Source organism: Actinacidiphila rubida, from assembly GCF_900110255.1.
Taxonomy (GTDB): Bacteria; Actinomycetota; Actinomycetes; order Streptomycetales; family Streptomycetaceae; genus Actinacidiphila; species Actinacidiphila rubida.
Window position 1 is genome coordinate 145,989 of sequence record NZ_FODD01000021.1, and the last position, 24,360, is coordinate 170,348.

Annotated in this window: 19 protein-coding genes; 4 read left to right on the forward strand and 15 right to left on the reverse strand. The window is 74.2% G+C overall.

Annotated features, from left to right (window positions below; translation table 11 throughout):
* The first annotated feature begins 20 nt into the window (after positions 1-20).
* A complete protein-coding gene (locus BMW99_RS21755) occupies positions 21-488 on the forward strand; it encodes an RDD family protein (RefSeq protein ID WP_075017373.1) in 468 nt (155 codons plus the stop codon).
* 156 nt (positions 489-644) lie between these two features.
* Here the strand turns inward: BMW99_RS21755 and BMW99_RS21760 are convergent, their stop codons facing one another.
* The 4 genes from BMW99_RS21760 to lipB all read right to left on the reverse strand — a co-directional run bounded on the left by BMW99_RS21760 (position 645) and on the right by lipB (position 3,656).
* A complete protein-coding gene (locus BMW99_RS21760) occupies positions 645-1,337 on the reverse strand; it encodes a DUF4191 domain-containing protein (protein ID WP_069463887.1) in 693 nt (230 codons plus the stop codon).
* Between the two features lie 74 nt (positions 1,338-1,411).
* Positions 1,412-1,636 carry a hypothetical protein gene (locus BMW99_RS21765; protein ID WP_069463886.1) on the reverse strand — a complete coding sequence of 75 codons (225 nt, stop codon included), beginning with the start codon at positions 1,634-1,636 and terminating at the stop codon, positions 1,412-1,414.
* 196 nt (positions 1,637-1,832) lie between these two features.
* Positions 1,833-2,801 (reverse strand): lipoyl synthase, encoded by a 969-nt coding sequence (gene lipA, locus BMW99_RS21770; protein ID WP_069463885.1) that lies wholly within the window; start codon positions 2,799-2,801, stop codon positions 1,833-1,835.
* 75 nt (positions 2,802-2,876) lie between these two features.
* The gene (lipB, locus tag BMW99_RS21775; protein WP_069463884.1) at positions 2,877-3,656 is read right to left on the reverse strand and encodes a lipoyl(octanoyl) transferase LipB; all 780 of its coding nucleotides are present in this window, start codon (positions 3,654-3,656) and stop codon (positions 2,877-2,879) included.
* A 272-nt stretch (positions 3,657-3,928) separates the two neighbouring features.
* Between lipB and BMW99_RS21780 the strand changes: the two genes are divergently transcribed.
* The 3 genes from BMW99_RS21780 to BMW99_RS21790 all read left to right on the forward strand — a co-directional run bounded on the left by BMW99_RS21780 (position 3,929) and on the right by BMW99_RS21790 (position 8,430).
* Complete coding sequence (locus tag BMW99_RS21780) at positions 3,929-5,557, forward strand: regulator (RefSeq protein ID WP_245791575.1); 1,629 nt, start codon at positions 3,929-3,931, stop codon at positions 5,555-5,557.
* 543 nt (positions 5,558-6,100) lie between these two features.
* Positions 6,101-6,997: a TIGR01777 family oxidoreductase gene (locus BMW99_RS21785; RefSeq protein WP_069466577.1), complete on the forward strand. Its 897-nt coding sequence runs from the start codon at positions 6,101-6,103 to the stop codon at positions 6,995-6,997.
* Positions 6,998-7,137: 140 nt separating this feature from the next.
* The gene (locus BMW99_RS21790) at positions 7,138-8,430 is read left to right on the forward strand and encodes an NAD(P)/FAD-dependent oxidoreductase (RefSeq protein ID WP_245791576.1); all 1,293 of its coding nucleotides are present in this window, start codon (positions 7,138-7,140) and stop codon (positions 8,428-8,430) included.
* Between the two features lie 339 nt (positions 8,431-8,769).
* Here the strand turns inward: BMW99_RS21790 and BMW99_RS21795 are convergent, their stop codons facing one another.
* From BMW99_RS21795 to cobT, 11 genes are all read right to left on the reverse strand, one after another.
* Positions 8,770-9,282 carry a DUF4240 domain-containing protein gene (locus tag BMW99_RS21795; RefSeq protein ID WP_075017375.1) on the reverse strand — a complete coding sequence of 171 codons (513 nt, stop codon included), beginning with the start codon at positions 9,280-9,282 and terminating at the stop codon, positions 8,770-8,772.
* Between the two features lie 99 nt (positions 9,283-9,381).
* Positions 9,382-10,377 (reverse strand): GNAT family N-acetyltransferase, encoded by a 996-nt coding sequence (locus tag BMW99_RS21800; RefSeq protein ID WP_079176135.1) that lies wholly within the window; start codon positions 10,375-10,377, stop codon positions 9,382-9,384.
* A gap of 220 nt (positions 10,378-10,597) precedes the next feature.
* On the reverse strand, positions 10,598-13,345 hold the full coding sequence (gene aceE, locus BMW99_RS21805) for a pyruvate dehydrogenase (acetyl-transferring), homodimeric type (protein ID WP_069467260.1): 2,748 nt from the start codon (positions 13,343-13,345) through the stop codon (positions 10,598-10,600).
* A gap of 279 nt (positions 13,346-13,624) precedes the next feature.
* Positions 13,625-14,260 carry a GntR family transcriptional regulator gene (locus BMW99_RS21810; protein WP_075017376.1) on the reverse strand — a complete coding sequence of 212 codons (636 nt, stop codon included), beginning with the start codon at positions 14,258-14,260 and terminating at the stop codon, positions 13,625-13,627.
* 193 nt (positions 14,261-14,453) lie between these two features.
* Complete coding sequence (gene sucB, locus BMW99_RS21815) at positions 14,454-16,229, reverse strand: 2-oxoglutarate dehydrogenase, E2 component, dihydrolipoamide succinyltransferase (RefSeq protein WP_075017377.1); 1,776 nt, start codon at positions 16,227-16,229, stop codon at positions 14,454-14,456.
* Positions 16,230-16,282: 53 nt separating this feature from the next.
* The gene (gene lpdA / locus BMW99_RS21820) at positions 16,283-17,671 is read right to left on the reverse strand and encodes a dihydrolipoyl dehydrogenase (RefSeq protein ID WP_069467277.1); all 1,389 of its coding nucleotides are present in this window, start codon (positions 17,669-17,671) and stop codon (positions 16,283-16,285) included.
* A gap of 213 nt (positions 17,672-17,884) precedes the next feature.
* Positions 17,885-19,399 (reverse strand): leucyl aminopeptidase, encoded by a 1,515-nt coding sequence (locus BMW99_RS21825; RefSeq protein ID WP_069467276.1) that lies wholly within the window; start codon positions 19,397-19,399, stop codon positions 17,885-17,887.
* Positions 19,400-19,791: 392 nt separating this feature from the next.
* Complete coding sequence (locus BMW99_RS21830) at positions 19,792-20,574, reverse strand: adenosylcobinamide-GDP ribazoletransferase (RefSeq protein ID WP_075017378.1); 783 nt, start codon at positions 20,572-20,574, stop codon at positions 19,792-19,794.
* Entirely contained in the window at positions 20,571-21,242 is a 672-nt protein-coding gene (locus tag BMW99_RS21835) for a hypothetical protein (protein ID WP_075017379.1), read from the reverse strand. Before BMW99_RS21835 ends, BMW99_RS21830 begins: the two co-directional genes overlap by 4 nt.
* Before the next feature lies 1 nt (position 21,243).
* A complete protein-coding gene (locus BMW99_RS21840) occupies positions 21,244-22,953 on the reverse strand; it encodes a phosphatidylglycerol lysyltransferase domain-containing protein (RefSeq protein WP_069465014.1) in 1,710 nt (569 codons plus the stop codon).
* A gap of 125 nt (positions 22,954-23,078) precedes the next feature.
* Positions 23,079-24,116, reverse strand: coding sequence for a nicotinate-nucleotide--dimethylbenzimidazole phosphoribosyltransferase (gene cobT, locus BMW99_RS21845; RefSeq protein WP_075017380.1), 1,038 nt, complete (start codon positions 24,114-24,116; stop codon positions 23,079-23,081).
* Between the last annotated feature and the right edge of the window lie 244 nt (positions 24,117-24,360).

Here is a 24,360-nt window from a genome sequence, read left to right on the forward strand (position 1 = left end):
CGGGGGGTTACCGTGGACGCGTGGACAACAGGGAAGCAATGGGATCGTGGCTCTCCGGACCGCGCGCCGCCGCCGAGCAGATGGGCGTCGAATTCGGCTACCGCGGCGAGCGCCTCGGGCTCCCGGAAGAGGGACCCGGATCCATCGCACCGGTCGGCCGCCGCATCGCGGCCCTCTTCATCGACTGGCTCCTCTGCGTGCTGATCGCATACGCCTTCATCGCGCACCGTCACGTCCAGGCGGCCGAGAACTGGGCACTCGCCGTGTTCGGCGTCGTCGCCTACATCGGCATCGCCCTGGTCGGCGCCACCCCGGGCAAGCTGCTGCTGCGGCTGCGTGTGGTCCGGGCCGACGGAGGCCGGCTGGGCCCGGGCGCCGCGCTGCTGCGCACCGTGCTGCTGGTCCTGGTCATCCCCGCCGTGGTCTGGGACCGCGACACCCGCGGCCTGCACGACAAGGCCGCCAAGGCCGTCCAGATCCGGATCTGACGGCACCGGCGACCGGCCTGACGGTTCCGGCGAACGGTCCGACGCCGACAGTCCGACAGCCACGCCGAAGCACCGACGACGACGCCGAAGGGGCGCGGGTGAGAACCCGCGCCCCTTCGGCGTCGTCGTGTCGTTCGTGTCCGGCCCGGTCCGGCCTCAGCGGCCGCGCTGCATGCCCTTCGGCATCCGCATGCCGCGGGGCATCGGGCCCTTCGGGATCGGCATGTTGCTCATCATGTCGCCCATGGCGCGCAGCCGGTCGTTCACCTCGGTGGCCTTCGGGCCGCTCAGGGTGCGCGGCAGGCGCAGCAGCGTGGCGCGGATCTTCTTCAGCGGCAGCTGGCCCTCGCCGTCACCGGCGATGTAGTCGTGCACCGGCACGTCGTACACGATGCGGGCGACCTTGCGCTTCTCCGTGGCCAGCAGCGCCTTCACCCGGTTCGGGTTGCCCTCGCCGACGAGGACCACGCCCGCGCGGCCGACCGCCCGGTGCACCACGTCCTGGCTCTTGTTCATGTTCACCGCGGGGGTGACCGTCCAGCCGCGGCCGACGTTCTGCAGCACCGCGGCGGCGGCGCCCGGCTTGCCCTCCAGCTGCCCGAAGGCCGCCCGCTCGGCACGGCGGCCGAACACGACGGCCATCGCCAGCAGGCCCAGCAGGGCGCCCAGGATCGCCGCGAAGATCGGGTGACCGATCAAGAAGCCGATGGCGAGGATGACACCGAAGGTGACGATTCCCACAGCCGCAATGACAAGCCCGATCTTCGAATCGGCCTGCCTGGTCATCTTGTAGGTCTGAGCGATCTGTGCAAGACGCCCAGGGTTCTCGGATGTTTCCTTCCTCGCCATGCGGCAAAGGATACGTGGCCGCTCGCGACGGCGTCACCGCGGCCGGACGACGGGGCCGCGCGAATCGGCAGGAATCAGTCGGGAAGGATGCCCGAGGCCCGCTGGCCGGTCGTGAGCGCGGTCATCTCGTGCTCCGCGTCCCTGCGGTCCCTGGCCCGCTGGCGGTCCGCGACGACCGCCGCCCAGGCGTTCCTCCGGGCCGTCTGCTGGCCACCGGACAGCAGAAAGGATTCGACGGCGCGCAGTCCCCGGCCAACCGGAGTGCGCACGTGCGGGGAGTAGATCGGTTCGGACGGCATGGCGTCCCCCTCGGACGGCTGCGAAGGAGCTGTGGGACAGGGCGGGACATCGCGACACAGGAGAGCCGGGGCTCGGGTGGTGTCCGCAAACCAAGCCTCGGCACAATGTGTTACCAGCCGGTGACCATCCGGTCAATCTCGTATGAAAGCCTCACCGGTGCCGTCCGGGGGACGCCGGACGGCACCGGGTGCCGGTTCAGACCGCGGCGGGGAGCGAACCGCCCTGCTCGCGGCGGTCGACCGCCTGCTGGAACAGGCGACCCGCGCGGTAGGACGAACGGACGAGCGGGCCGGACATGACACCCGCGTAGCCGATCTCCTCCGCCTCCTCCTTCAGCTCCACGAACTCCGCCGGCTTCACCCAGCGCTCCACCGGGTGGTGCCGCACCGAGGGCCGCAGGTACTGGGTGATGGTGATCAGCTCGCAGCCCGCGTCGTACAGGTCCTGCAGCGCCTGGCTGATCTCCTCGCGCTCCTCGCCCATGCCCAGGATCAGGTTGGACTTCGTCACCAGGCCGGCCTCGCGGGCGCGGGTGATGACCTCGAGGGAGCGCTCGTAGCGGAAGCCCGGGCGGATGCGCTTGAAGATGCGCGGCACCGTCTCCACGTTGTGCGCGAGCACCTCGGGGCGGGAGCCGAAGACCTCGGCGAGCTGGGCCGGCTCGGCGTTGAAGTCCGGGATGAGCAGCTCGACCTTGGTGCGGCCGGCGGCCCGCTCGGCGGTCATCGCGTGGATCTGCCGGACGGTCTCGGCGTACAGCCAGGCGCCGCCGTCCTCCAGGTCGTCGCGGGCGACGCCGGTGATGGTGGCGTAGTTCAGGTCCATCGTGACGACGGACTCGCCGACGCGGCGCGGCTCGTCGCGGTCCAGCGCCTGCGGCTTGCCGGTGTCGATCTGGCAGAAGTCGCAGCGCCGGGTGCACTGGTCACCGCCGATGAGGAAGGTGGCCTCGCGGTCCTCCCAGCACTCGTAGATGTTGGGACAGCCGGCCTCCTGGCACACGGTGTGCAGCCCCTCGCTCTTCACGAGTTTCTGCATCTGCGTGTACTCGGGGCCCATCTTCGCCCGGGTCTTGATCCACTCGGGCTTGCGCTCGATGGGGGTCTGGCTGTTGCGGACCTCCAGGCGCAGCATCTTGCGTCCGTCGGGTGCGACTGCGGACACGACCGGCTCCCTACAGCTGAGATTTAGCCTGCGGCTTTGATTCTTCGGTAAACGCCAGGGTACGCCCTGGAATTCCTAGACGGCACGCGGCAGTGGCGCCGCGGAGCCCAGTACGTCGGAAAGGTGCTTCTCGACCACCGGCAGCACCTCGGCGACGCCGACCTCGCGGCCCAGCTCCTGGGAGAGCGAGGTCACCCCGGCGTCCCTGATGCCGCACGGCACGATCCGGTCGAACCAGGTGTTGTCGGGGTTGCAGTTGAAGGCGAAGCCGTGCATCGTCACGCCCTTGGCGACCCGGATGCCGATCGCCGCGAGCTTGCGGTCCTCACCGCGCTGACCCGCGTTCGACGGCGCGTACTCCGGGCCGCTCAGCCGCGGGTCGAACTCCTCGTCCGCCAGCCGCGGGTCGAAGTCCAGGGTAAGGCCGCCGGCGGGGCGCTCGGGAACCGCGTCGCCCAGCACCCACACGCCGGACCGGCCCTCGACCCGGGTCGTCTCCACGCCGAACTCCGCGGCCACCCGGATCAGCGCGTCCTCCAGCCGGCGCACGTGCGCGACCACGTCCACCGGGCGCGGCAGCTTCAGGATCGGGTAGCCGACGAGCTGGCCGGGGCCGTGCCAGGTGATCTTGCCGCCGCGGTCCACGTCCACCACCGGGGTGCCGTCCAGCGGCCGTTCGTCGTCGGCCGTGCGGCGGCCGGCGGTGTACACCGGGGGGTGCTCCAGCAGCAGGCAGGTGTCCGGCACCTCGTCGGCGAAGCGGGCGGCGTGCACCCGGCGCTGCTCCTGCCACGCCTCGGTGTACTCCACGGCCTGCTCGCCGAACCCCAGGTGGACGAAGTCCAACTCCCTCACGGTGACTCCTCCGCAGTCCTCAGCGGCCGGCCGGCCGTGGGTCCCACGCCGCACCGTCTCGCTGCCTCCCTCACTGTACGGCGGCGGCCCGGCCGTCCGACGCGCCCGGGGTCCTACCACGGCGGCGTGACCGGTAGGGGGAGGTTTACCCGGTAATACCCCTTGTTGTCGCTCGTTCGGGGGAACGTTCGGCTGTGACGGTCAAGGGGTGGGTACTGACCGTTACATTCGCGCCGATCCGAGACCTCCCACGGAAGTGGACCGCACCGCCGATGACGGAACGTGCCCCGCAGCGAACCTCCCACCGCCCGACGGCAGGCCCGGACACCAGGGGCCGCGACGACCAGCGCCCGGACGACGACGAGGCCGGGCCCTTGGCCGGGCAAGTGACCGGTCAGGCGGCCGGTCAGGCGGCCGGCCGCGCCGCCGGCCCGCCCGGCCCGACCCGGCAGATCCGCCCCAACCGCAGGCTCGCCGCGCTCATCACGGAGGCCGGCTTCTCCCACGCGGGGCTCGCCCGCCGGGTCGACCAGCTCGGCATCGAGCACGGCCTGGACCTGCGCTACGACAAGACCTCCGTCACCCGGTGGCTGCGCGGCCAGCAGCCGCGCGGCACCACGCCCGCGCTGATCGCCGAGGTGTTCACGCAGCGCCTCGGGCGGCGGCTGTCCGCCCAGGACCTCGGCCTCGACGCCTGCGCGCCGGTCTACGCCGGACTCGAGTACGCGGCCACGCCGCTGGAGGCCGTGGACATCGTCAGCGGCCTGTGGCGCAAGGACACCGGCAGCCAGGCGGAGCTGCGGAAGATCGCGTTCACCCCGGCCGGACTGGTCGTCCCCAGCCGCGACTGGCTGATCGGGCGGGCCGACGACACCGTCGTGCCGCCCGCGCCGGGCGACCTGCGCGTACCGGCCCAGTCGCGGGGTCACCGCACCGGCGGCCAACCCGCGGGGGCCGCGGGCGGGGCGGCCGCGGAGCCGCCCAGGGCCGCCGGTACGCGGGTCGGCGGCGGCGACGTCGCCGCGGTCGGCGCCGTCGGGGAGCTCTTCCGCTCCCTCGACCACGCGTACGGCGGCGGCCACGCCCGGCAGGCCCTCGTGCGCTACCTGGAGCACGAGGCCGAGCCGATGCTGCGCGGCACCTACAGCGAGGTGCTGGGCCGCCGCCTGTTCGCCGCGGTCGCCGACCTCACCCGGCTCGCCGGCTGGACCTCCTACGACATCGGCGCGCACGGCCTCGCCCAGCGGTACTTCGTCCAGGCGCTGCGGCTGGCGCAGGCGGCGGGGGACCGGGCCTACGGCGGGTACGTGCTGGTGACGATGAGCCGCCAGGCGGTCCACCTCGGCCACGGGCGGGAGGCCGTGCAACTGGCCAGGGTCGCCCAGCAGGGGGTCGGCACCGGTGCGCCGCTCACCGTGCAGGCGCTGCTGCACGCGGCCGAGGCGCGCGGCCACGGCCTGCTCGGCGAGAGCCGCGCCTGCACGGCCGCGCTGGCCCGGGCCGAGCGCGCGCTCGGCGCCGCGCGGGCGGGCGACGAGGTGCCGCCGTGGGCCCGCTTCTTCGACGAGGCCCAGCTCGCCGACGAGTTCGGGCACTGCCACCGCGACCTGCAGCAGTGGCGGCCGGCCGTCCAGCACGCCGAGCGCTCCCTGCAGCTGCGCGGCCCCGGGTACGCGCGCAGCCGCGTCTTCTGCCGCACGGTCCTGGCCTCCGCGCGGCTGGGCCTCGGCGAGGTCGACGCGGCGTGCGCCCACGCGTACGAGGCCGTCCGGGCGGCGGGTGACCTGCGGTCCGCCCGCGCCACGGAGTACGTCCGCGACTTCGGCCGCCGCCTCGACCCCTACCGCGACACCGCCCCCGCCCGCGCCTTCCGCGACCGCCTCACGGCACCCCGCACGTGACTCCCACGCCCGGGACGGGCCCGCCGGTCCGTCCGGGTGCCCTCCCGGGCGGGCGCTCGCCCTGTGCGGCCGGTGCTCCGGTGCTCCCGTGCTCCCGTGCGTTCGGCCGGCGACCGGCGGGCAGCCCCGGACGGACCGGTCCGCCCGGGGCGGGCACCGGGCGGGGCCGCCCGTCCGAGGGGGGTTCGCCGCGCGCGCTGGGGGAGAGCCTGAGGGGACCCGACGACCACCGGCCTTCGGCCGGGAGGCGCGCCCCGGCGCGGGCGAACGGCCACCGGCCGGTGGTCCGGAGCGGACCGCACAGCCCCTTCGGGGCGGTGGCGGCGTGCGGGCCCGCGGGGCGGTCGCGCGGTTGCCCGTGCCGCCGGGTCGCGCCCCCTCCTCCCGGGTGCGCCCTGAGCGGGCGCGGCGTCACCGCCCAGGGGCGCGGGTTACCGCCGCCGGCCACAGGGAGGAAGCGGGCCGCAGGGAAGAAGGGACGCACCACGCGAGTGGCGGACGGGCGGCCCGGCGCAGGGCCGCGGTGCCTGGAAGGATGGCGGAATGAAGATCGCGGTGAGCGGAACCAGCGGACTGATCGGCGGCGCCCTCGCGACAGCCCTCGCGGCCGACGGGCACGACGTCCTCCGTCTCGTGCGGCACGCCCCTAAAGGCCCGGGCGAGGCCCGCTGGGACCCGGACGCCGGAACCGTCGACACCGACGCCCTGGCCGGCTGCCAGGCCGTCGTCCACCTCGCCGGCGCCGGCATCGGCGACCGCCGCTGGACCGACGACCGCAAGAAGGTCCTGCGCGACAGCCGCGTCAACGGCACCCGCACCCTCGCCCGTGCCGCGGCCGCGCTCCCCACGCCCCCTTCCGTCCTGGTGTGCGGCAGCGCCATCGGCTACTACGGCGAGACCGGCGACGGCTGGGTCGACGAGAGCAGCCCGGCCGGCGAGGGCTTCCTCGCCGACCTGGTGGTCGACTGGGAGGCCGCCGCGGACCCGGCCCGCGACGCCGGCATCCGCACCGTCCACGCCCGCACGGGCCTCGTCGTCGCGAAGAACGGCGGTGCCTGGGCGCCGCTCTTCCCCCTCTTCCGGGCCGGCCTCGGCGGCCGGCTGGGCAGCGGCCGGCAGTACTGGAGCTTCATCGCGCTGGCCGACGAGATCGCCGCGCTGCGCTTCCTGATCGACACCCCCGGCGTGTCCGGCCCGGTCAACCTCACCGCGCCGGAACCGCTGACGAACCGTGAGGTCACCAGGGCGATGGGCCGCGTGTTGCGGCGTCCGACGCTGGCGAGCGTGCCCGGGCCCGTCCTGCGCACCGTCCTCGGCGAGTTCGCCGGCGACGTGCTCGGCAGCCAGCGGGTCCGGCCGCGGAAGCTGCTCGACGCCGGCTTCACGTACCGGTACCCGGAGATCGACCAGGCCCTCAGGGCCGCGCTGTCGGCTTCCTGACGGCGGGAAGTCCGGAAACGTCGGGTCGGTCCCGCATCGTTTGCCTTTGTTGGGGGCATGACCCCTACCAGCGTCGGCGGTGCTCCAGGGCGCCACCCCGGCGCGAGCGGGGAACGGACCCGATCTCCGGGAGGGGCATCGTGCTCTCACCAGCACGCGGACAAGGGGCGGTGGCCGCCGCTGACGTGATCGTGATCGGTGCGGGACTGGCGGGGCTGGCCGCCGCCCGGCACCTGGTGGACGGCGGCCTGTCGGTCACCGTCCTGGAGGCCGCGGAACGGGTGGGCGGCCGGATGGCCACCGACACGGTGGACGGCTTCCGGCTCGACCGCGGCCCTCAACTGCTCAACACCTCCTATCCCGAACTGCACCGCAGCGCGGAACTGCGCGCACTGCCGCTGGCGCCGGTCGCGCCGGGCGCGGTGCTGCGCGGCGCGGGCCGCGGCTACCGGGTGGGCGATCCGCGGGGCCTTCGCGTCCCGTTCAGCTCGCCGCGGGCGCCGATCGGCTCCGCGCTGGACAAGGCCAGGCTCGGCGCGACGCTGAACCGACTGGCCGGCACGCCCGCCGCGCGGCTGGGCGCGCGCCCGGAGACGACGGCCGCGCAGGCGCTGAGCGCGCGCGGGTTCGCGCCGCGCACCGTCGACGGGTTCCTGCGGCCGCTGCTGGCGGCGCTGCTGTGCGACCCCGAACTGGGCACGTCCAGCAGGGTCGCGGACCTGGAGCTGCGGGCGTTCGCACGGGGCCGTACGTGTCTGCCGGCGGGCGGCGCGGCGAGCGTTCCGGCGCGGCTGGCCGAGGCGCTGCCGCCGGGCACCGTGCGGCTGGGGACGCGCGCGACGCGGGTCGCGGTCAACGCGGTGCTCACCGAGGACGGAGCCGAACTGCCGTGCCGCGGCGTGGTCGTGGCGACCGACGCGCGGTCGGCGTGCGCGCTGCTGCCGGGGCTGAGGCTGCCCGGGTTCCACCAGGTGACGGTGGTGCACCACGCGGCGCCCGTGGCCGCGGTGCGCGAGCCGGCGCTGGTGCTGGACGCGGACCGGCTGGGCCCGGTCTCGCACACCTTCCCGGCGAGCGTGGTCGATCCGAGCCGGGCGCCCGCCGGACGGGCGCTGGTCAGTTCCGTGGTGCTCGGGCCGCCACCGGACGGCGAGGACGACAAGTCGATCCGGGCGCATCTGGCGGAGCTGTACGAGACGCCGACCGAGCGGTGGGAGCTGCTCGCGATGCACACGGATCCCGACGCGGTGCCGGCGATGCCCACGCCGCACGACCTGCACCGGCCGGTCCGGCTCCTCGCGGGCCTCTACGTGTGCGGCGACCACCGCGACACCAGTTCCGTCCAGGGCGCACTCCACTCCGGCCGCCGGGCGGCCGCGGCCGCCCTCCACGACATGCGCGCGTCCCGCCCCGCCGCCCCCGAGGCGGCGTAGCGCCCCCGGGGCGCGAGGTCCCCGTCCGCCCCGGCCCACCGCCCAGCAGTGGGCCGGGGCGGGGGGACTTCGCGTTCCCGCGGGTGACTTCCGCTCGCGCGGGGCGAGCCCGGGAGGACGGGGGCGTGGGATTTCGCGGCCTTCGGCCGGGAGGTGTCGCGTGGCAGGCCGTGGCGGTGCCGCACGCCGCCATCCGCCCCGAAGGGACTGTCGGGTCCGCCCCGGCCCACCGTCCGGTGGTCCGCCGGTGCCTGGGGCCCCGCGTTCCCGCGGCTGACCCCTCGCCCGCGGGGACGGGCGAGCGTCCCGCCGGGCAGGGCGCTCGCGGGGGAACCCGGGTCAGACGAAGCGGGGCCAGAGGTGGGGGTAGCGCAGAGCCATCGTGCCCTCGTTGTCGAAGTCGAGCGCCTCCCCTTCGGGCACACCCTGGCGGGGGAGTTCGAGGTCGGGGAGGCGGACGCCGGTGAGCTGTTCGTACGCCTCGTCCGCCGCGTAGCCCAGGTCCTCCGCGTCGCCGTCCGTCTCGGGGTCGAACTCCGGGACCAGGAACGCCAGGTCGTCCGGCGCGGCGAGCGCGCCCTCGAAGACGTGCCGGCCCTGGCCGATCAGCCAGCAGCGGAAGTAGTCGAAGGACTCCTCGTCCGCGCCGCCGAGCATGATGTCGGCCGCGCCCCACAGATCCCAGCGGAACGCCCGGGCGAAGCGCGTCTCGAAGTGGCGCGCGAAGTCGAGCACGGCCTCCGGGTCGAGCTGCGCGAGGCGCTCGACGAGCAGGTCGGCGTGCTCCTCGGGATCACCGTCCGCGGCCTCGCGCGAGCTGTCGACGATCTCCCAGAACTCCGTCTCGTCCATCACGCGTCCAGCTTCCCGGTTGGCGCGCCGCACTGCACGCGGACCGGCCGGGATGCGCCCGTGTCGTTACGTTCGGGCGGGCCGGGCCGGGGGGAGATGTCAGCGCTTGCGCAGGTCGAGCCGGTATTTCACGGTCCGGTGCCGGGGGCGGAAGCCGAGCGCCGTGTTGACGGCGAGCATGTGTCGGTTCTCGTCGGCGTTGTCCGCCTGGATCTCGGTGATGCCCGGGTGCCCGGACCGCACCCGGCGCAGCATGGCGGCCTTGAGCCACAGGCCGAGGCCGTGGCCGCGGTGCTCGGGCAGCACCGCGGTGTCGTACTGCTGGGCGCGGCCCGACAGGCCGGCGGGCAGGACGAGTTCGGTGTAGCCGGCCACCTCGCCGTCGGCCTCGCTGACCGCCGCGACGGTCAGCAGCCGCTCCCCGCGCGCGGCGACGGCCTCGGCGGCGGCGCGGACCCGCGCCTCGTCCCAGCCGCCGTCGCCGAGGTCCGGGCCGCCGGCGGCCGCACCGGCCGTGCCGGCGCGGGCGCGGGTGAAGGCCGCGGCGAGTTCGTCGGGGACGACGCCGTCCCAGGCGGTGAGCCGGTAGCCGGCGTGGGGGACGTCGGGGAGCCTGCCGATCTGCTCGGGGGCCTCGGCCAGGGCCAGCCGCAGCCGCGTGAGCCGCAGCACCGGCGTGAAGTCGCGGGCGGCCAGGAAGCCCTCGCCGGGCGTGCCGGCGGTGACCTCGGTGACGATGCCGCGGCAGTCGGCTCCGCGGGCCGCGTCGGTGACCGTGGACAGCAGCCGCGATCCGGCGCCGAGCCGCCGGTGCGCCGGGTGCACGGTCATGTCGACCTCGGCGAGGTGGACGTGGCCGGGCCGGGAGAACAGCCGCAGCGCCGCGGTGGCCACGGGCTCCCCCGCGGTGCCGCGGACCAGCCACAGCACCACTGTGCTGTCGGCGCCCGGGGTGGTCAGGCGCGCCCGCACGGCGTCCTCCACCGGGACCGGCTCGTCGGGCCGGTCGTGGGCGAGGGCCGCGCTCTGCACCCGGTGCCAGGCACGGAAGTCCTCGGCCGTGGGCGCGGTCAGCGGGATCGGGTTGGCAGGCATCCGGGGGACCGTAGCCGCTGCGCGGAGCGGGCGGCAATCCCTTTCCGGCCGGTAGGTTGGCTGCTTTCCGACCGAACGCCTGCTGCCCCAGGGGCGGGTGTGTCTCAAGGGGCGGGTGCCGGGTTGATCCCGGGACGCCCCCCGGGGTTCGGGCGGTGGTGGAGAAACGCCCGGGGGTGCCGCGCCGAAGTCCATGGCGCGGCACCCCTCCGGTCGCCTCTCAGAGGCCGTACTTCTCGGCGGCCTTCCTGACCGTCTCCGGCTTCACGTCGCCGCGCCGGGCCAGGGCGCCGAGTGCCTGGACGACCACGGACTGCGGGTCGACGCCGAAGTGGCGGCGGGCCGCCTCACGGGTGTCGGACAGGCCGAACCCGTCGGTGCCGATCGACGTCCAGTCCTGCTCGACCCACGGGGCGATCTGGTCGGGCACGGCCCGCATCCAGTCGCTGACCGCCACGACCGGGCCGGCCGCGCCGGCCAGGGCCCGGGTCACGTACGGCACCCGGTCCTCGCCGCGCATCCGCGCCGCGTCGCACTCCATCGCGTCACGCCGCAGCTCCGTCCAGGACGGCGCGGACCACACGTCGGCGGCCACACCCCAGTCCTCGGCCAGCAGCCGCTGCGCCTCGAGCACCCAGTGGATGGCGGTGCCGGAGGCCAGCAGCTGGAGCTGCGGGGCGTCGTCCGGGGTGCGCACCGCGTCGGCCGCCCGCTGGTAGCGGTACAGGCCCTTGAGGATGCCCTCCTCCACGCCCTCGGGCATGGCCGGCTGGACCTTCGGCTCGTTGTAGACCGTCAGGTAGTAGAAGACGTCCCTGTCCTCGGCGGCTCCGGCGGCTCCGGCGTCTCCGCCCGCCGTGCCACCCCGCTCCGGCCCGTACATCCGCCGCAGGCCCTCACGGACGATCACCGCGACCTCGTACGCGAACGCCGGGTCGTAGGAGATCGCCGCCGGGTTGGTGGACGCCAGCAGGTGCGAGTGGCCGTCGGCGTGCTGCAGGCCCTCACCGGTCATCGTGGTGCGGCCGGCCGTCGCGCCGATCACGAAGCCGCGGCCCAGCTGGTCGGCGAGCGCCCAGAACTGGTCGGCGGTGCGCTGGAACCCGAACATCGAGTAGAAGATGTAGAACGGGATCATCGGCTCGCCGTGGGTGGCGTACGACGTGGCCGCGGCCGTGAAGTCGGCGAGCGAACCGGCCTCGGTGATCCCCTCGTTGAGGATCTGGCCGTCCTTCGCCTCCTTGTAGTACAGGAGCTGGTCACGGTCGACCGGGTCGTACGTCTGCCCCTTGGGCGAGTACAGGCCGGCGGTCGGGAACAGCGACTCCATGCCGAAGGTGCGGGCCTCGTCGGGCACCACCGGCACCCAGCGGCGGCCGGTCTCCTTCTCCCGCATCAGGTCCTTCACCAGCCGGACGAACGCCATCGTGGTGGCGATCTCCTGGCCGCCGGAGCCCTTGTGGAGGGCGGTGAACGCCTTCTCCGCGGGCATCGGCAGGGGCGCGGCGACGACCTTGCGGGCCGGGGCCGGACCGCCGAGCGCGGCGCGCCGCTCGCGCAGGTACCGGGCCTCGGGCGAGTTCTCACCGGGGTGCCAGTACGGGACGACGTCGGCGTCCAGCGCGCTGTCCGGGATGGGGAGCTCCAGCAGGTCGCGCATCGTGCGGAACTGCGCGCCCGTGAGCTTCTTCATCTGGTGGTTGGCGTTGCGCGACTCGAAACCCGCGCCGAGGGTGTAGCCCTTCACCGTCTGGGCGAGGATCACCGTCGGGGCGCCCTTGTGCTCCGTGGCCGCGCGGTACGCCGCGTACACCTTGCGCGGTTCGTGGCCCGCGCGGGACGTCTGGAACAGCTCCAGCAGCTTCGCGTCGGTCAGCCCCGCGGCTATCGCGCGCAGCGACGCGTCGGCGCCGAAGAAGTGGTCGCGGATGTAGGCCGCGTCACGCGTGGCGTACGTCTGGAACTGCGCGTCCGGGGTCTGCCGCAGGCGGCCGAGCAGCGCGCCGTCGACGTCCCGGGCGAACACCTCGTCCCAGGCGGTGCCCCACAGGGCCTTGACGACGTTCCAGCCGGCGGCGCGGAACTGCGCCTCCAGCTCCTGCACGATCCGGAAGTTGGGGCGGACCGGGCCGTCGAGGCGCTGCAGGTTGCAGTTGACGACGAAGGTCAGGTTGTCCAGACCCTCACGGCCGGCCAGCGCCAGGGCCGCGGTCGACTCCGGCTCGTCCATCTCGCCGTCGCCGAGGAACGCCCAGACGTGCGAGTCGGAGGTGTCCTTGATGCCGCGGTGCTCCAGGTAGCGGTTGAACCGCGCCTGGTAGATCGCCGACAGCGGGCCGAGGCCCATGGAGACGGTGGGGAACTCCCACAGCCACGGCAGCCGCCGCGGGTGCGGGTAGGAGGGCAGGCCGTCGCCGCCGGCCTCCTGGCGGAAGCGGTCCAGCTGGGCCTCGGTGAGGCGGCCCTCCAGGAACGCGCGGGCGTAGATGCCGGGGGAGGCGTGGCCCTGGATGTACAGCTGGTCGCCGGAGCCCGGGCCCTCCTTCCCGCGGAAGAAGTGCTGGAAGCCGGTCTCGTACAGCCAGGCCGCCGACGCGAACGTGGCGATGTGGCCGCCGAGGCCCTGGCGGCTGCCGCGGGTCACCATCGCCGCGGCGTTCCAGCGGTTCCAGGCGGTGATCCGGGCCTCAAGCGCCTCGTCGCCCGGGTACGCGGGCTCGGCGGAGGTCGGGATCGTGTTGAGGTACTCGGTCTCGAGCAGTTTCGGCAGCGCGGCGCCGCCGGACCCGGCCGGGATGATCTCCTGGGCGTGCTCCAGGGTCCGCTGCATGAGGTACGCGGCCCGCTGCGGGCCCGCGGCCTGAGCGACGGCGTCCAGGGACGCCCGCCACTCCGCGGTCTCCTCGGAGTCCCGGTCGGGGATCTGGTCGAGCTGGCTGGGCCGGGTCAGTCGTACGGCGTCGGGCATGGGTGGCCGCCTTCCGAACGGAGGGAGGGGTTGGGAAAGAGCATGTCGGCACGACAGGTCGCTCCCCGGAAAGGACGATAACTCCGCGATCGATGATCGATCAATGGTCGACGGCCTGGAAAAGAAAAGTCGGCACGGGATGCCAGCCTTGAAGGCACGCAGTGTCAGCCGGGTGTGGCCTTGGAAAGAGCGGATGCGGCCTGGGAAAGAGCGGCGCGGCCCCGCCCACGAGGAGTACGGCCCCGCCCGGCGGGTCCGCCCCGCCGGGCGGGGCGGACCCTAGACCTGTGGGGCGCAGCTGAGCACGTGCTCCTTGACGATCGTGGTGATCTCCGGGTCCCGGCGCAGGAACGCGTCGACGATCTCCTGGTGCTCCTCCGCGTACGCCCGCGGCGCCGGGCTCAGCCAGCGGATCGACAGCGTCGTCCACACCTCGATGCCCAGCGAGTGCCAGGCGTGGGTGAGGACCGCGTTGCCGGCCGCCCGCACCAGTTCCTGGTGGAACGCCACGGTGTGCCGCACCTGGGCCTCGCCGTCCAGGGCCGCGTCGGCCTCCCGCAGCGCGGTGACCTCCCGCTCCAGCGCCGACGGGTCCTCGGCCAGCCGCTCGGCGGCCAGTTCCGCGGCGACCTGCTCCAGGCCGGCGCGCACCGGATAGCTCTCCTTGAGGTCGTCGGCCGTCAGGCTGCGCACCCGCACGCCCTTGTTCGGCGCCGACTCGATCAGCCGCAGGCTCTCCAGCTCGCGCAGCGCCTCCCGCACCGGCGTCTGGCTGACCTGGAGTTCCGCCGCGATCCTGCGCTCGACGATGCGCTCGCCCGGCTTCCAGCGGCCGCTGATGATGCCTTCGAGGATGTGCTCGCGGATCTGCTCGCGCAGGCTGTGCACGATCAGGTTGGGGGCGGCTGAGGCCATCACGGGGCACTCCTTCACGCTTTGCGTGACATAGACGATACGGCCTGGCGGCAAGGGTGCAGCCGCCCGCGGCCGGTCTGCGGTCGGTCCTGCCCGGTCGCCCTCCGCTTTCCCGCCCCAGGGACGGCGGCGCCCCCGTCCCGACGTGTCGGGGCGGGGGCGCCGGATACCGCGAGCGGAGCCCGCCGGGGACCTACAGGCCGAGCTCGACCTCGAACTCGCCGGCCTCCAGGATCTCCTTGACCGCGGACAGGTAACGGGCCGCGTCGGCACCGTCCACCAGCCGGTGGTCGTAGGAGAGCGACAGGTACGTCATGTCCCGCACGCCGATGACCGTGCCCTCGGCGGTCTCCACGACCACCGGGCGCTTGACGGTCGCGCCGATGCCGAGGATCGCGGCCTGGTTCGGCGGGACGATCACCGTGTCGAACAGCGCACCGCGCGAGCCGGTGTTGCTGATGGTGAAGGTCGCACCGGCCAGGTCGTCCGGGGTGATCTTGTTGGCCCGGACGTTGCCCGCCAGCTCCGCGGTCTTCTTGGCGATCCCGGCGATGTTGAGGTCGCCGGCGCCCTTGATGACCGGGGTCATCAGACCCTTCTCGGAGTCCACCGCGATACCGATGTTCTCGGTGTCGAAGTAGGTGATGGTGCCCTCGTCGCCGTTGATCCGGGCGTTGACGACCGGGTGGGCCTTCAGCGCCTGGGCCGCCGCCTTGACGAAGAACGGCATCGGCGACAGCTTCACGCCCTCGCGGGCCTGGAACGCCGCCTTGGCCTGCTGGCGCAGCCGCATGATGCGGGTGACGTCCACCTCGACGACGGTCGTCAGCTGGGCCTGCGAGTGCAGGGCCAGCATCATGTTGTCGCCGATGACCTTGCGGATGCGGGTCATCTTGACCGTCTGGCCGCGCAGCGGGGAGACCGCCTGCGCCGCCTTCGGGGCGGCCGCGGCCGGAGCGGCGGGCGTCGCCGTGGCGGCCGTGGCGGCCTCCGCGGCGGCCAGCACGTCCTGCTTGCGGATCCGGCCGCCGACGCCGGTGCCCTGCACCGACGCCAGGCTGACGCCGTTCTCCGCCGCGAGCTTGCGGACCAGCGGCGTGACGTACGCGCCGTCGTCCACCGGGGCCGTGGCGGAGACCGCCGGAGCCGGGGCGGCCGGGGCGGGGGTCACCGGGGCGGGCGCCGGAGCCGGGGCCGCCGGAGCGGGAGCCACCGGGGCGGGCGCGGGAGCCGCGACCGGCGTGGGAGCCGGAGCGGCGGGGGCCGGAGCCGGGGCGGCCGGAGCCGCGGGGGCCGGAGCCGGGGCCGCGGGCGCGGGGGCCGCGGCGGGCGCGGCACCGGCGACGCCGACGACGGCCAGCTTGGCGCCGACCTCCGCCGTCTCGTCCTCCTGGACCAGGATCTCCAGCAGCGTGCCGGCGACCGGCGACGGGATCTCGGTGTCGACCTTGTCCGTCGAGACCTCCAGCAGCGGCTCGTCGGCCTCGACCGACTCGCCGACGGCCTTCAGCCAGCGGGTGACGGTGCCCTCGGTGACGGACTCGCCGAGCGCCGGCAGCACCACGTCGGTGCCGGACGCGCCACCGGCGGGCGCGGCCGCCGGAGCGGCCGGAGCCGGCGCGGCCGGAGCCTCGGGCTGCGCGGCGACCGGGGCCGGAGCCGCGGGAGCCGGGGCCGCCGGGGCGGGCGCGGCCTGCGCGGCCGGAGCCGGAGCGGCGGCGGGCGCGCCGCTGCCGTCGTCGATGACGGCCAGCTCGGCGCCGACCTCGACCGTCTCGTCCTCCGCGACCTTGATGGACGCGAGCACGCCCGACGCGGGGGAGGGGATCTCGGTGTCGACCTTGTCGGTCGAGACCTCGAGCAGCGGCTCGTCGGCCTCGACGTGCTCACCTTCGGCCTTCAGCCAGCGGGTGACGGTGCCCTCGGTCACGCTCTCGCCGAGCGCCGGCAGGGTTACGGAAACCGCCATGGTTGCGGTTGCTCCTTAACGGATCGGTGCGGATGGGGTGGGCGTGCGGAGGGTCAGTCGTGCGAGTGCAGCGGCTTGCCCGCGAGCGCGAGGTGGGCCTCGCCGAGGGCCTCGCTCTGCGTCGGGTGGGCGTGGATGAGCTGCGCGACCTCGGTCGGCAGCGCCTCCCAGTTGTAGATCAGCTGAGCCTCGCCGACCTGCTCACCCATCCGGTCGCCGACCATGTGGACACCCACGACGGCCCCGTCGCGCACCTGGACGAGCTTGACCTCGCCCGAGGTCTTGAGGATCTTGCTGCGGCCGTTGCCGGCCAGGTTGTACTTGAGGGTGACGACCTTGTCCGCGCCGTACAGCTCCTTGGCCTTGGCCTCGGTGACACCGACGGAGGCGACCTCCGGGTGGCAGTACGTCACGCGCGGCACGCCGTCGTAGTCGATCGGCACGGTCTTCAGACCGGCCAGGCGCTCCGCGACGAGGATGCCCTCCGCGAAGCCGACGTGGGCCAGCTGGAGGGTGGGCACCAGGTCGCCGACGGCGGAGATGGTCGGCACGTTGGTGCGCATGAACTCGTCGACCAGGACATAGCCGCGGTCCATCGCGACGCCCTGCTCCTCGTAACCGAGGTTCTGCGAGACCGGGCCGCGGCCGATCGCGACCAGCAGCACCTCGCCCTCGAAGGTCTTGCCGTCGGCCAGGGTCACCTTGACCCCGTCGGCGGTGTACTCGGCGCTCTGGAAGAAGGTGCCCAGGTTGAACTTGATGCCGCGCTTGCGGAACGCCCGCTCCAGCAGCTTCGAGCTGTTCTCGTCCTCGACCGGCACCAGGTGGGGCAGGCCCTCGACGATCGTCACGTCGGTGCCGAAGGACTTCCACGCCGAGGCGAACTCGACGCCGATGACGCCGCCGCCCAGGATGATCGCGGACTTCGGCACGCGGTCCAGCACCAGGGCGTGGTCCGAGGAGATGATGCGGTTGCCGTCGATCGTCAGGCCGGGCAGCGAGCGCGGCACGGAGCCGGTCGCGAGCAGCACGTGGCGGCCCTCGATCCGCTGGCCGTTGACGTCGACCGAGGTCGGGGAGGACAGCCGCCCCTCACCCTCGATGTACGTCACCTTGCGCGAGGCCACCAGGCCCTGCAGGCCCTTGTACAGGCCGGAGATGACATCGTCCTTGTACTTCAGTACGGCGGCGATGTCGATGCCCTCGAACGTCGCCTTCACACCGAACTGCTCGCTCTCACGAGCCTGGTCGGCGATCTCGCCGGCGTGCAGCAGCGCCTTGGTGGGAATGCATCCCTGGTGCAGACAGGTGCCCCCGAGCTTGTTCTTCTCGATCAGGGCGACGTCCAGTCCCAGCTGCGCGGCACGCAGAGCGGCAGCGTAGCCGCCACTGCCACCGCCGAGGATCACTAGGTCGAAAACAGTGCTGGCGTCGTTCGCCACGTCACGTCCTCCATGCATGGGTACGCCGGAGCCGGTCCACCATGACCGGGCGGCGGCTAGGTTCGGCCGCTTTGTCTCAAAGGGGGCCCTGTCGTGCCGAGACAACATCTTCGCACTTCTCAGCGGCCGACGAGTCATCGGGCTGTGCGCAGTCAGCGGCAGTACGGCCCCGGAGTGGAACATCCGGGGCCGTACGTGAGGGAAGTCACCCGCTCAGAGCAGGTCGCCCTCCGCGGCCTTGCGGGCCAGCGCCACCAGCGTGCGCACCGCGGTGCCCGTACCGCCCTTGGGGGTGTAGCCGAACGAGGAGCCCTCGTTGAACGCCGGACCGGCGATGTCGAGGTGCGCCCAGGTGATGCCCTCGCCCACGAACTCCTTCAGGAACAGGCCGGCGATCAGGCCGCCGCCCGGGCGCACGCCCATGTTCGCGATGTCCGCGGTGGGGGAGTCGAAGGTCTTGCGCAGCTGCTGCGGCAGCGGCATCGGCCAGGAGTCCTCGCCCTCCGCGAGCGCCGTGGCGTGCACGGCGGTGCGGAACGCGTCGTCGTTGGACATGATGCCGAAGCGGCCGTCGCCCAGCGCCAGCACCATCGCGCCGGTCAGCGTCGCCACGTCCACGATCGCGTCCGGCGCCTCCTCCGACGCCCGGGCCAGCGCGTCGGCCAGCACCAGCCGGCCCTCGGCGTCGGTGTTCAGCACCTCGACGGTCTTGCCGCTGTACATCCGCAGGACGTCGCCGGGACGGGTCGCGTTGCCGCCGGGCATGTTCTCGGCCAGCGCCAGCCAGCCGGTGACGTTGACCCGCAGGCCCAGCTTGGCGGCCGCGACGACCGCGCCGAACACCGCGGCGGCGCCGCTCATGTCGCACTTCATCGTCTCGTTGTGGCCGGCCGGCTTCAGCGAGATGCCGCCCGAGTCGTACGTGATGCCCTTGCCGACGAAGGCGAGGGTGTGGGTGGCCTTCGGGTGCTTGTACGCCACGCGCACCAGGCGCGGCGGGGTCGCCGAGCCGCGGCCGACGCCGATCAGGCCGCCGTAGCCGCCCTTGGCGAGCGCCTTCTCGTCCAGCACCTCGACCTTCAGGCCGAACTCCTTGCCGGCCGCGGTGACCTCGGCGGCGAACGCCTTCGGGTCCAGGTCGTTGGAGGGCGTGTTGACGAGGTCGCGGGCCCGGTTGACCTCCGCGGCCACCGCGGTGGCGCGCTCGGCGGCCGCCTTGTGCTCCTTGTCGCGCGGCTTCGCGCCGACGATCGCGACCTCGCCCAGCGAGCCCTTGCCCGCGGCGCCGTTCTCCGTCTGGTACGCGGTGAACGCGTAGGCGCCGAGCAGGGCGCCGGTGGCGACCGCCTCGACCTCCGCGGCGTCGCCCGCGGGCAGCGCGAACGCGGCCTTCTTGGCACCGGACAGGCTGCGGCCCGCGACGCCCGCGGCCTTGCGCAGGGCCTCCAGGTCGTAGCCGTCGCCGTCCTCGGGCGCGTCACCCAGGCCCACCGCGAGGACGACCGCGGCCTTCACACCGGACGGCGCGGGCACCTTGGTGGCCTCGCCCTCGGCGCCGGACGCTCCCAGCGTCTCCAGCACGGCGGCGAGCTTGCCGTCGAACGCGGCGTCCACGGCTTCCGCTCCCGGGGCGAGCCGCGGGCCCTTGGCGCCCTTGGCCAGGCCCACGACGACGGCGTCCGCCCGCAACGCTGCGGCGGAAGAGGTACTGAGAGTCAGAGCAGTCACGGTGGGTGAGGTCCTATTCGGTTGAGGTCCTGTGGTGGCCGGTGGGTGGCCCGGCCCGGCTCCCGCATCGTATTCCGCCACATCAGCGGGGCGGGGCGCGAGCCGGTGAACCCTCCGAGGGTACGCCGGGCCCCCTTGCCCGGGCCTCCACCCTCCCCGCCTGCCACCGCGGTTCGCCCTGCGCGGCCGAGGCTCAGCCCTCCAGGGACGCGAGGTCCCCCGGCCTTCGGCCGGGAGGTGCCCCCCAACGCGACGAGCCACAGTGGCGCCGCACTCCGACACCCGCCACAAGGGGCGCTTCGGTCCGCTCCGGACCACCGGCCGGTGGCCGGTCGCCCCTGTCGGGAGCACCCCCCGGCCGAAGGCTGGGACGAACCGCGACCCGCGGAGGGCTAGCGGAGGGCGAGAGGGAGGAGCGCCGAGGCCGCGGCGACCTCGCAGGCCGCGCCGAACACGTCGCCGGTGACCCCGCCGAACCGCCGCACGCAGCGCCGCACCCCCGCCTCGGCCACGAGCAGCCCGAGCAGGACGGCCACCGCCGTGCGCAGCGCGGTGAAACCGCCGAACGGGACGCCGGCCGCACAGGCCAGCACGACCACCACCCCGGCCACGGCGAGCGCCCCCGCCAGGGGAACCGCCCCGGCCACCGCCGCCCCGAGCCCGCCCGGCCGGGCCGCCGGAACGCCCGGCCGGCAGGCCACCGTCATCGCGGTCCGCCCGGCCACCGCCGCCAGCACCGCGGCGGTGCCCCCGTACACCCAGCCGTGCCCGTACGCCCCGGCCAGCGCGGCCGCCTGCCCGAGCAGGACCAGGACGAGCACGACGACGCCGAACGGCCCGACGTCGGACTGCTTCATGATCCGCAGCGCCTCCTCCGCGGGCTTGCCGCTGCCCAGCCCGTCCGCGGTGTCGGCGAGCCCGTCGAGATGCAGGCCGCGGGTGAGGGCCGCGGGCACCGCGACCGCGCCGACCGCCGCGAGCAGGGGCGCCGCGCCCAGCGCGACGAGCACCCCGCCGGCCGCCGCCGACGCGACGCCCACCACCAGCCCGGCCAGCGGCGCGGCGAGCATGCCGCCGCGGGCCGCCGCCCGGTCCCAGCGCGTGACCCGCACCGGCAGCACGGTGAGGGTGCCGAAGGCGAAACGGAGGGCGTCGAGCGGGGAGGGCCTGGTCACCGCGCGAGGCTACCGCGCCACGCGCCCTCCGCCCCGGCCAGTGCCAGCACCGCGGCCACGCCCGCCAGATGCTCGTATCCGGCGAGGTTCGTCACCCACACGACCTCGACGACCATGGCGACTCCGATCGCCACGGCCGTGCACCACGCGCGGTAGCGGCAGGCGGCGTAGACGCCGAGCGCGACCACGGCCGCGGACGGCCCGGTGTCACGGACGTCCAGCGCCTGCGGGGCCAGGCCCAGCAGCGTGCCGCCGTCCCACACCGACCAGCGGGCGAAGCAGGTGCCGGCGATCGTGGCCAGCAGGGCCACGCCCAGGGTGCGGCGGGCGCCCAGCGTCGTCTCGGCGATCCCGAACACCACGACGACCTGCACGACCAGGCCCCAGATCGGCAGCGAGGGGTCGGGGACGAACAGCGACAGCGGGGTGCGCAGCAGCGCCAGCCACCACGGCAGCGTCGCGTACACGCCGCCGAGCCGCTCCACCCAGTCGCTGACGCCGTCCGAGTGCTGCACCAGCTGGAGCAGGAGGATGCCGGCGCAGGAGGCGAGGGTCAGCGGGACGGCCCGCACCCCCGCGCCGCGCAGCCGCCGCCACACGTCGGGGAAGACCGTGCCCCACTCGGCCAGGGCCAGCCGCCGCATCCGGCCGGCCGGCCCCGTCCCCACCTCACGGGTTCTCGCGGCGCCGCCGCAGCGGCACGGGCAGCCGGGGGACGCCGAGGAAGCCTTCGGCCCGGGCGCCGGCGACGCCGATTCTGGGCAGCTCGCTGGACTTGCCGAACAGCACATAGCGCGGCTCCCAGATCGGGCGGAACTTGGCGTTGGCGCGGTACAGCGACTCGATCTGCCACCACCGCGAGAAGAACGTCAGCAGCGAGTGCCACAACCGCAGCACGGGACCCGCCCCCAGCCGCGAGCCCCGCTCGAACACCGAGCGGAACATCGCGAAGTTCAGCGAGACCTGACGCACCGACACCTCGTCCGCCCGCTGGATCAGCTCGATCACCATGAACTCGATCAGGCCGTTGTCGGCACTGCGGTCACGCCGCATCAGGTCGAGGGACAGCCCGTGCGGTCCCCACGGGACGAAGCTCAGCAGAGCCCGCGGGCGGCCGTCCCCGTCCTGGCACTCGACCATGACGCACGCGCCGTCCGCCGGGTCTCCGAGCCGTCCCAGCGCCATCGAGAAGCCGCGCTCGGTCGCGCCGTCGCGCCAGTGGTCGGCGCGCTCCACCAGGGCGTCCATCTCGGCCTGCGGGATCTCGGAGTGCCGCCGGATGCGCACCGTGCAGCCGGACCGCTGGGCCCGGTTGTACGCCTGCCGGACGGTGCGCATCGCACGGCCGTCCAGGGTGAACTCCTCGGTCTCGACGATGGCCTCGTCGCCGAGTTCGAGGGCGTCCAGGCCGTGCCGCGCGTAGACCGTGCCGGCCTCCTCGCTGGCGCCCATCACCGCGGGCACCCACGCGTGCTGCTTCGCCTCGGCCAGCCACGCGTCGATGGCGCCCGGCCACGCCTCCGGGTCGCCGATGGGGTCGCCGGAGGCCAGCGTGACGCCGCCGAGGACCCGGTAGGCGATCGCGGACTTGCCGGTCGGCGACCAGATCACGCTCTTGTCGCGGCGCAGCGCGAAGTACCCGAGGGAGTCGCGGTCGCCGTACTTGTCGAGCAGCACGCGCAGCCGCTCCTCGTCCTCCGCGCAGAGCAGTTCCCGGCCGCGCGGGGAGCGGAACGCCACGAACAGCACGAGCAGGAAGAGCAGCGCGCTCATCACGTTGATGACCACGTCGACCCAGCCGGGCGTCTCGATCGGGGCGAACGCGGTGTCGCTGGGCACCAGGGAGACCAGCCGCACGAGGGCGTAGCCGAAGACGTCGCCGAACGTCGCGCCGTTCGCGGAGTTGGTGGCGGCGACCAGCCCGGTGCCGACGAGCCCGGCCACCACCAGGCCGACGATCGCGGTGATCGCGGCGTGCCAGGGGTTCGCCCGGTCGCCCTTCGCCCGGAACTCGCGCCGGCTCAGCAGCAGCGCGGCCAGGAACGAGGCGGTCAGCGCGAGCGACACCCAGTTCTGCGGGTGGCGGTGGATCTGCGGCCACGCCATGCTCACCGCCAGCGCGGCGAAGAACAGCCCGCACAGCACGAAGTTGAGGATCCACGCGGCCCGCTTGTGCCGGCGCATCGTGACGGACAGGAAGAGCGCGAAGGCGGTCGACGTGAAGCCCGCGGTGAGCAGGTACGGGGTGAAGAAGTCCTGGGCGTTGTGCCGGCGGATGTCGGCACCGAAACTCACCCAGACCGCGCCCAGCAGGTTCACTGCGGTGACGATGCGGAGGTACCACACCGTGTAGGCGGCGGCGCGCCGGGCGGTTCCCATGTCAGGGAAGTTTATGCCGCGATGTCCGGATCGCGCCGTATGATCGCCGGACGATACGAGGAATCCTGCGGCTGGCTGCCCGGACGTGCGTCCGGGCAGCCGCCGGGGGAGAATCCCGGTTCGCTCTAGGCGGGCAGCTCGGCGGAGAGCAGGGCCGCGGCCTGCAGCAGCGGCAGCGCCAGCAGCGCGCCGGTGCCACCGCCGGAGTGCACGCCGTGGTCCAGCAGCGGGGTCAGCGAGATCCGGTCCAGCGCCTTGGCCTGGCCGGCCTCACCGCTGGCGTGCCCGGCCAGCCACCAGTCGGGCGCGCGGAACGCGATGCGCTGCGCCACCAGCGCGCAGGCCGCGCTGACCACGCCGTCGAGCACGACGGGCATCTTGCGCACCGCGGACTGCAGCAGGAAGCCGGTGATCGCCGCGAAGTCGGCGCCGCCGACGGCCGCGAGCAGCGCGATCTGGTCGCCCAGGACCGGACGGGCCCGGCGCAGACCGTCCCTGATCGCGGCGCACTTGCGCATCCACGCGAGGTCGTCGATGCCGGAGCCGCGGCCGGTCACCACCGAGGCGTCGGTGCCGCACAGCGCGGCGATCAGCACGCCGGCCGCCGTGGTGCCGCCGACGCTGATGTCACCGAGCAGCACCAGATCCGTGCCCGAGTCGGCCTCCTCGTCGGCGAGCGCCATGCCCGCACGGAACGCCTGTTCGGCCTCCTCGCGGGTCAGCGCGTCCTCGACGTCCAGCCGGCCCGAGCCGCGGCGCACACGGTGCGCGGTCACGTCGGCGGGCAGGTCGGCCGGGTCGCAGTCCAGGGCCATGTCCACCAGGCGCACGCCGGCGCCGAACTGGCGGGCCAGGATGGCGGCCGGCGCGGTGCCGTCGAGCACGGCGCGCGCGAGGTCCGTGGCGGTGCCGGCGGGCCGGGTGGACACGTCCAGTGCGGCCACGCCGTGGTCGGCGGCGAACACCAGGACGCGCGGCCGCGCCAGTGGTCTCGCCGGCGCCTGCCCTTGTACGGCGGCAAGCCAGTCCGCCAGCTCGGCGGGCTTGCCCAGCCCGTCGGCCGGCCGCACCCGCTCGTGCCAGCGCTCCTGCGAGTCCCGACGCACGCCAGCGTCGGGGCGCTCCACGAGGGAGCCGAAGTCGTCCAGTTCGATCCCGCTCACCGCCGAACAGTACCGTGACGGGCGCTTCGCGGTCGCTCCCCCTCTTTCTCGGGCTCCGCCCGGGGGTGCCGGCGGGGTGCCCCCGGGGCTTGCTGGGTTCGGCCTACGGGGTGCCCCGCGCTGCGCGCTGCCGCCTGCCGCGCCGTCGTGGCTTGTCGCGCAGTTCCTCGCGCCCCTGATATGCGTGCCCTTTGTCCGTGGGGTCGGGGGCGCTCCGGAAGCGTCTCCTCGGAAATGTGCATAC

Coding starts and splice junctions, on each gene's coding strand:
- BMW99_RS21765 (WP_069463886.1), bottom strand. CDS start 1,636: ATGCCGTCCGAACCGATCTACTCCCCGCACGTGCGCACTCCGGTTGGC.
- BMW99_RS21810 (WP_075017376.1), bottom strand. CDS start 14,260: ATGGCCTCAGCCGCCCCCAACCTGATCGTGCACAGCCTGCGCGAGCAG.
- sucB (WP_075017377.1), bottom strand. CDS start 16,229: ATGGCGGTTTCCGTAACCCTGCCGGCGCTCGGCGAGAGCGTGACCGAG.
- BMW99_RS21780 (WP_245791575.1), top strand. CDS start 3,929: ATGACGGAACGTGCCCCGCAGCGAACCTCCCACCGCCCGACGGCAGGC.
- BMW99_RS21795 (WP_075017375.1), bottom strand. CDS start 9,282: ATGGACGAGACGGAGTTCTGGGAGATCGTCGACAGCTCGCGCGAGGCC.
- BMW99_RS21800 (WP_079176135.1), bottom strand. CDS start 10,377: ATGCCTGCCAACCCGATCCCGCTGACCGCGCCCACGGCCGAGGACTTC.
- aceE (WP_069467260.1), bottom strand. CDS start 13,345: ATGCCCGACGCCGTACGACTGACCCGGCCCAGCCAGCTCGACCAGATC.
- BMW99_RS21840 (WP_069465014.1), bottom strand. CDS start 22,953: ATGGGAACCGCCCGGCGCGCCGCCGCCTACACGGTGTGGTACCTCCGC.
- BMW99_RS21785 (WP_069466577.1), top strand. CDS start 6,101: ATGAAGATCGCGGTGAGCGGAACCAGCGGACTGATCGGCGGCGCCCTC.
- BMW99_RS21760 (WP_069463887.1), bottom strand. CDS start 1,337: ATGGCGAGGAAGGAAACATCCGAGAACCCTGGGCGTCTTGCACAGATC.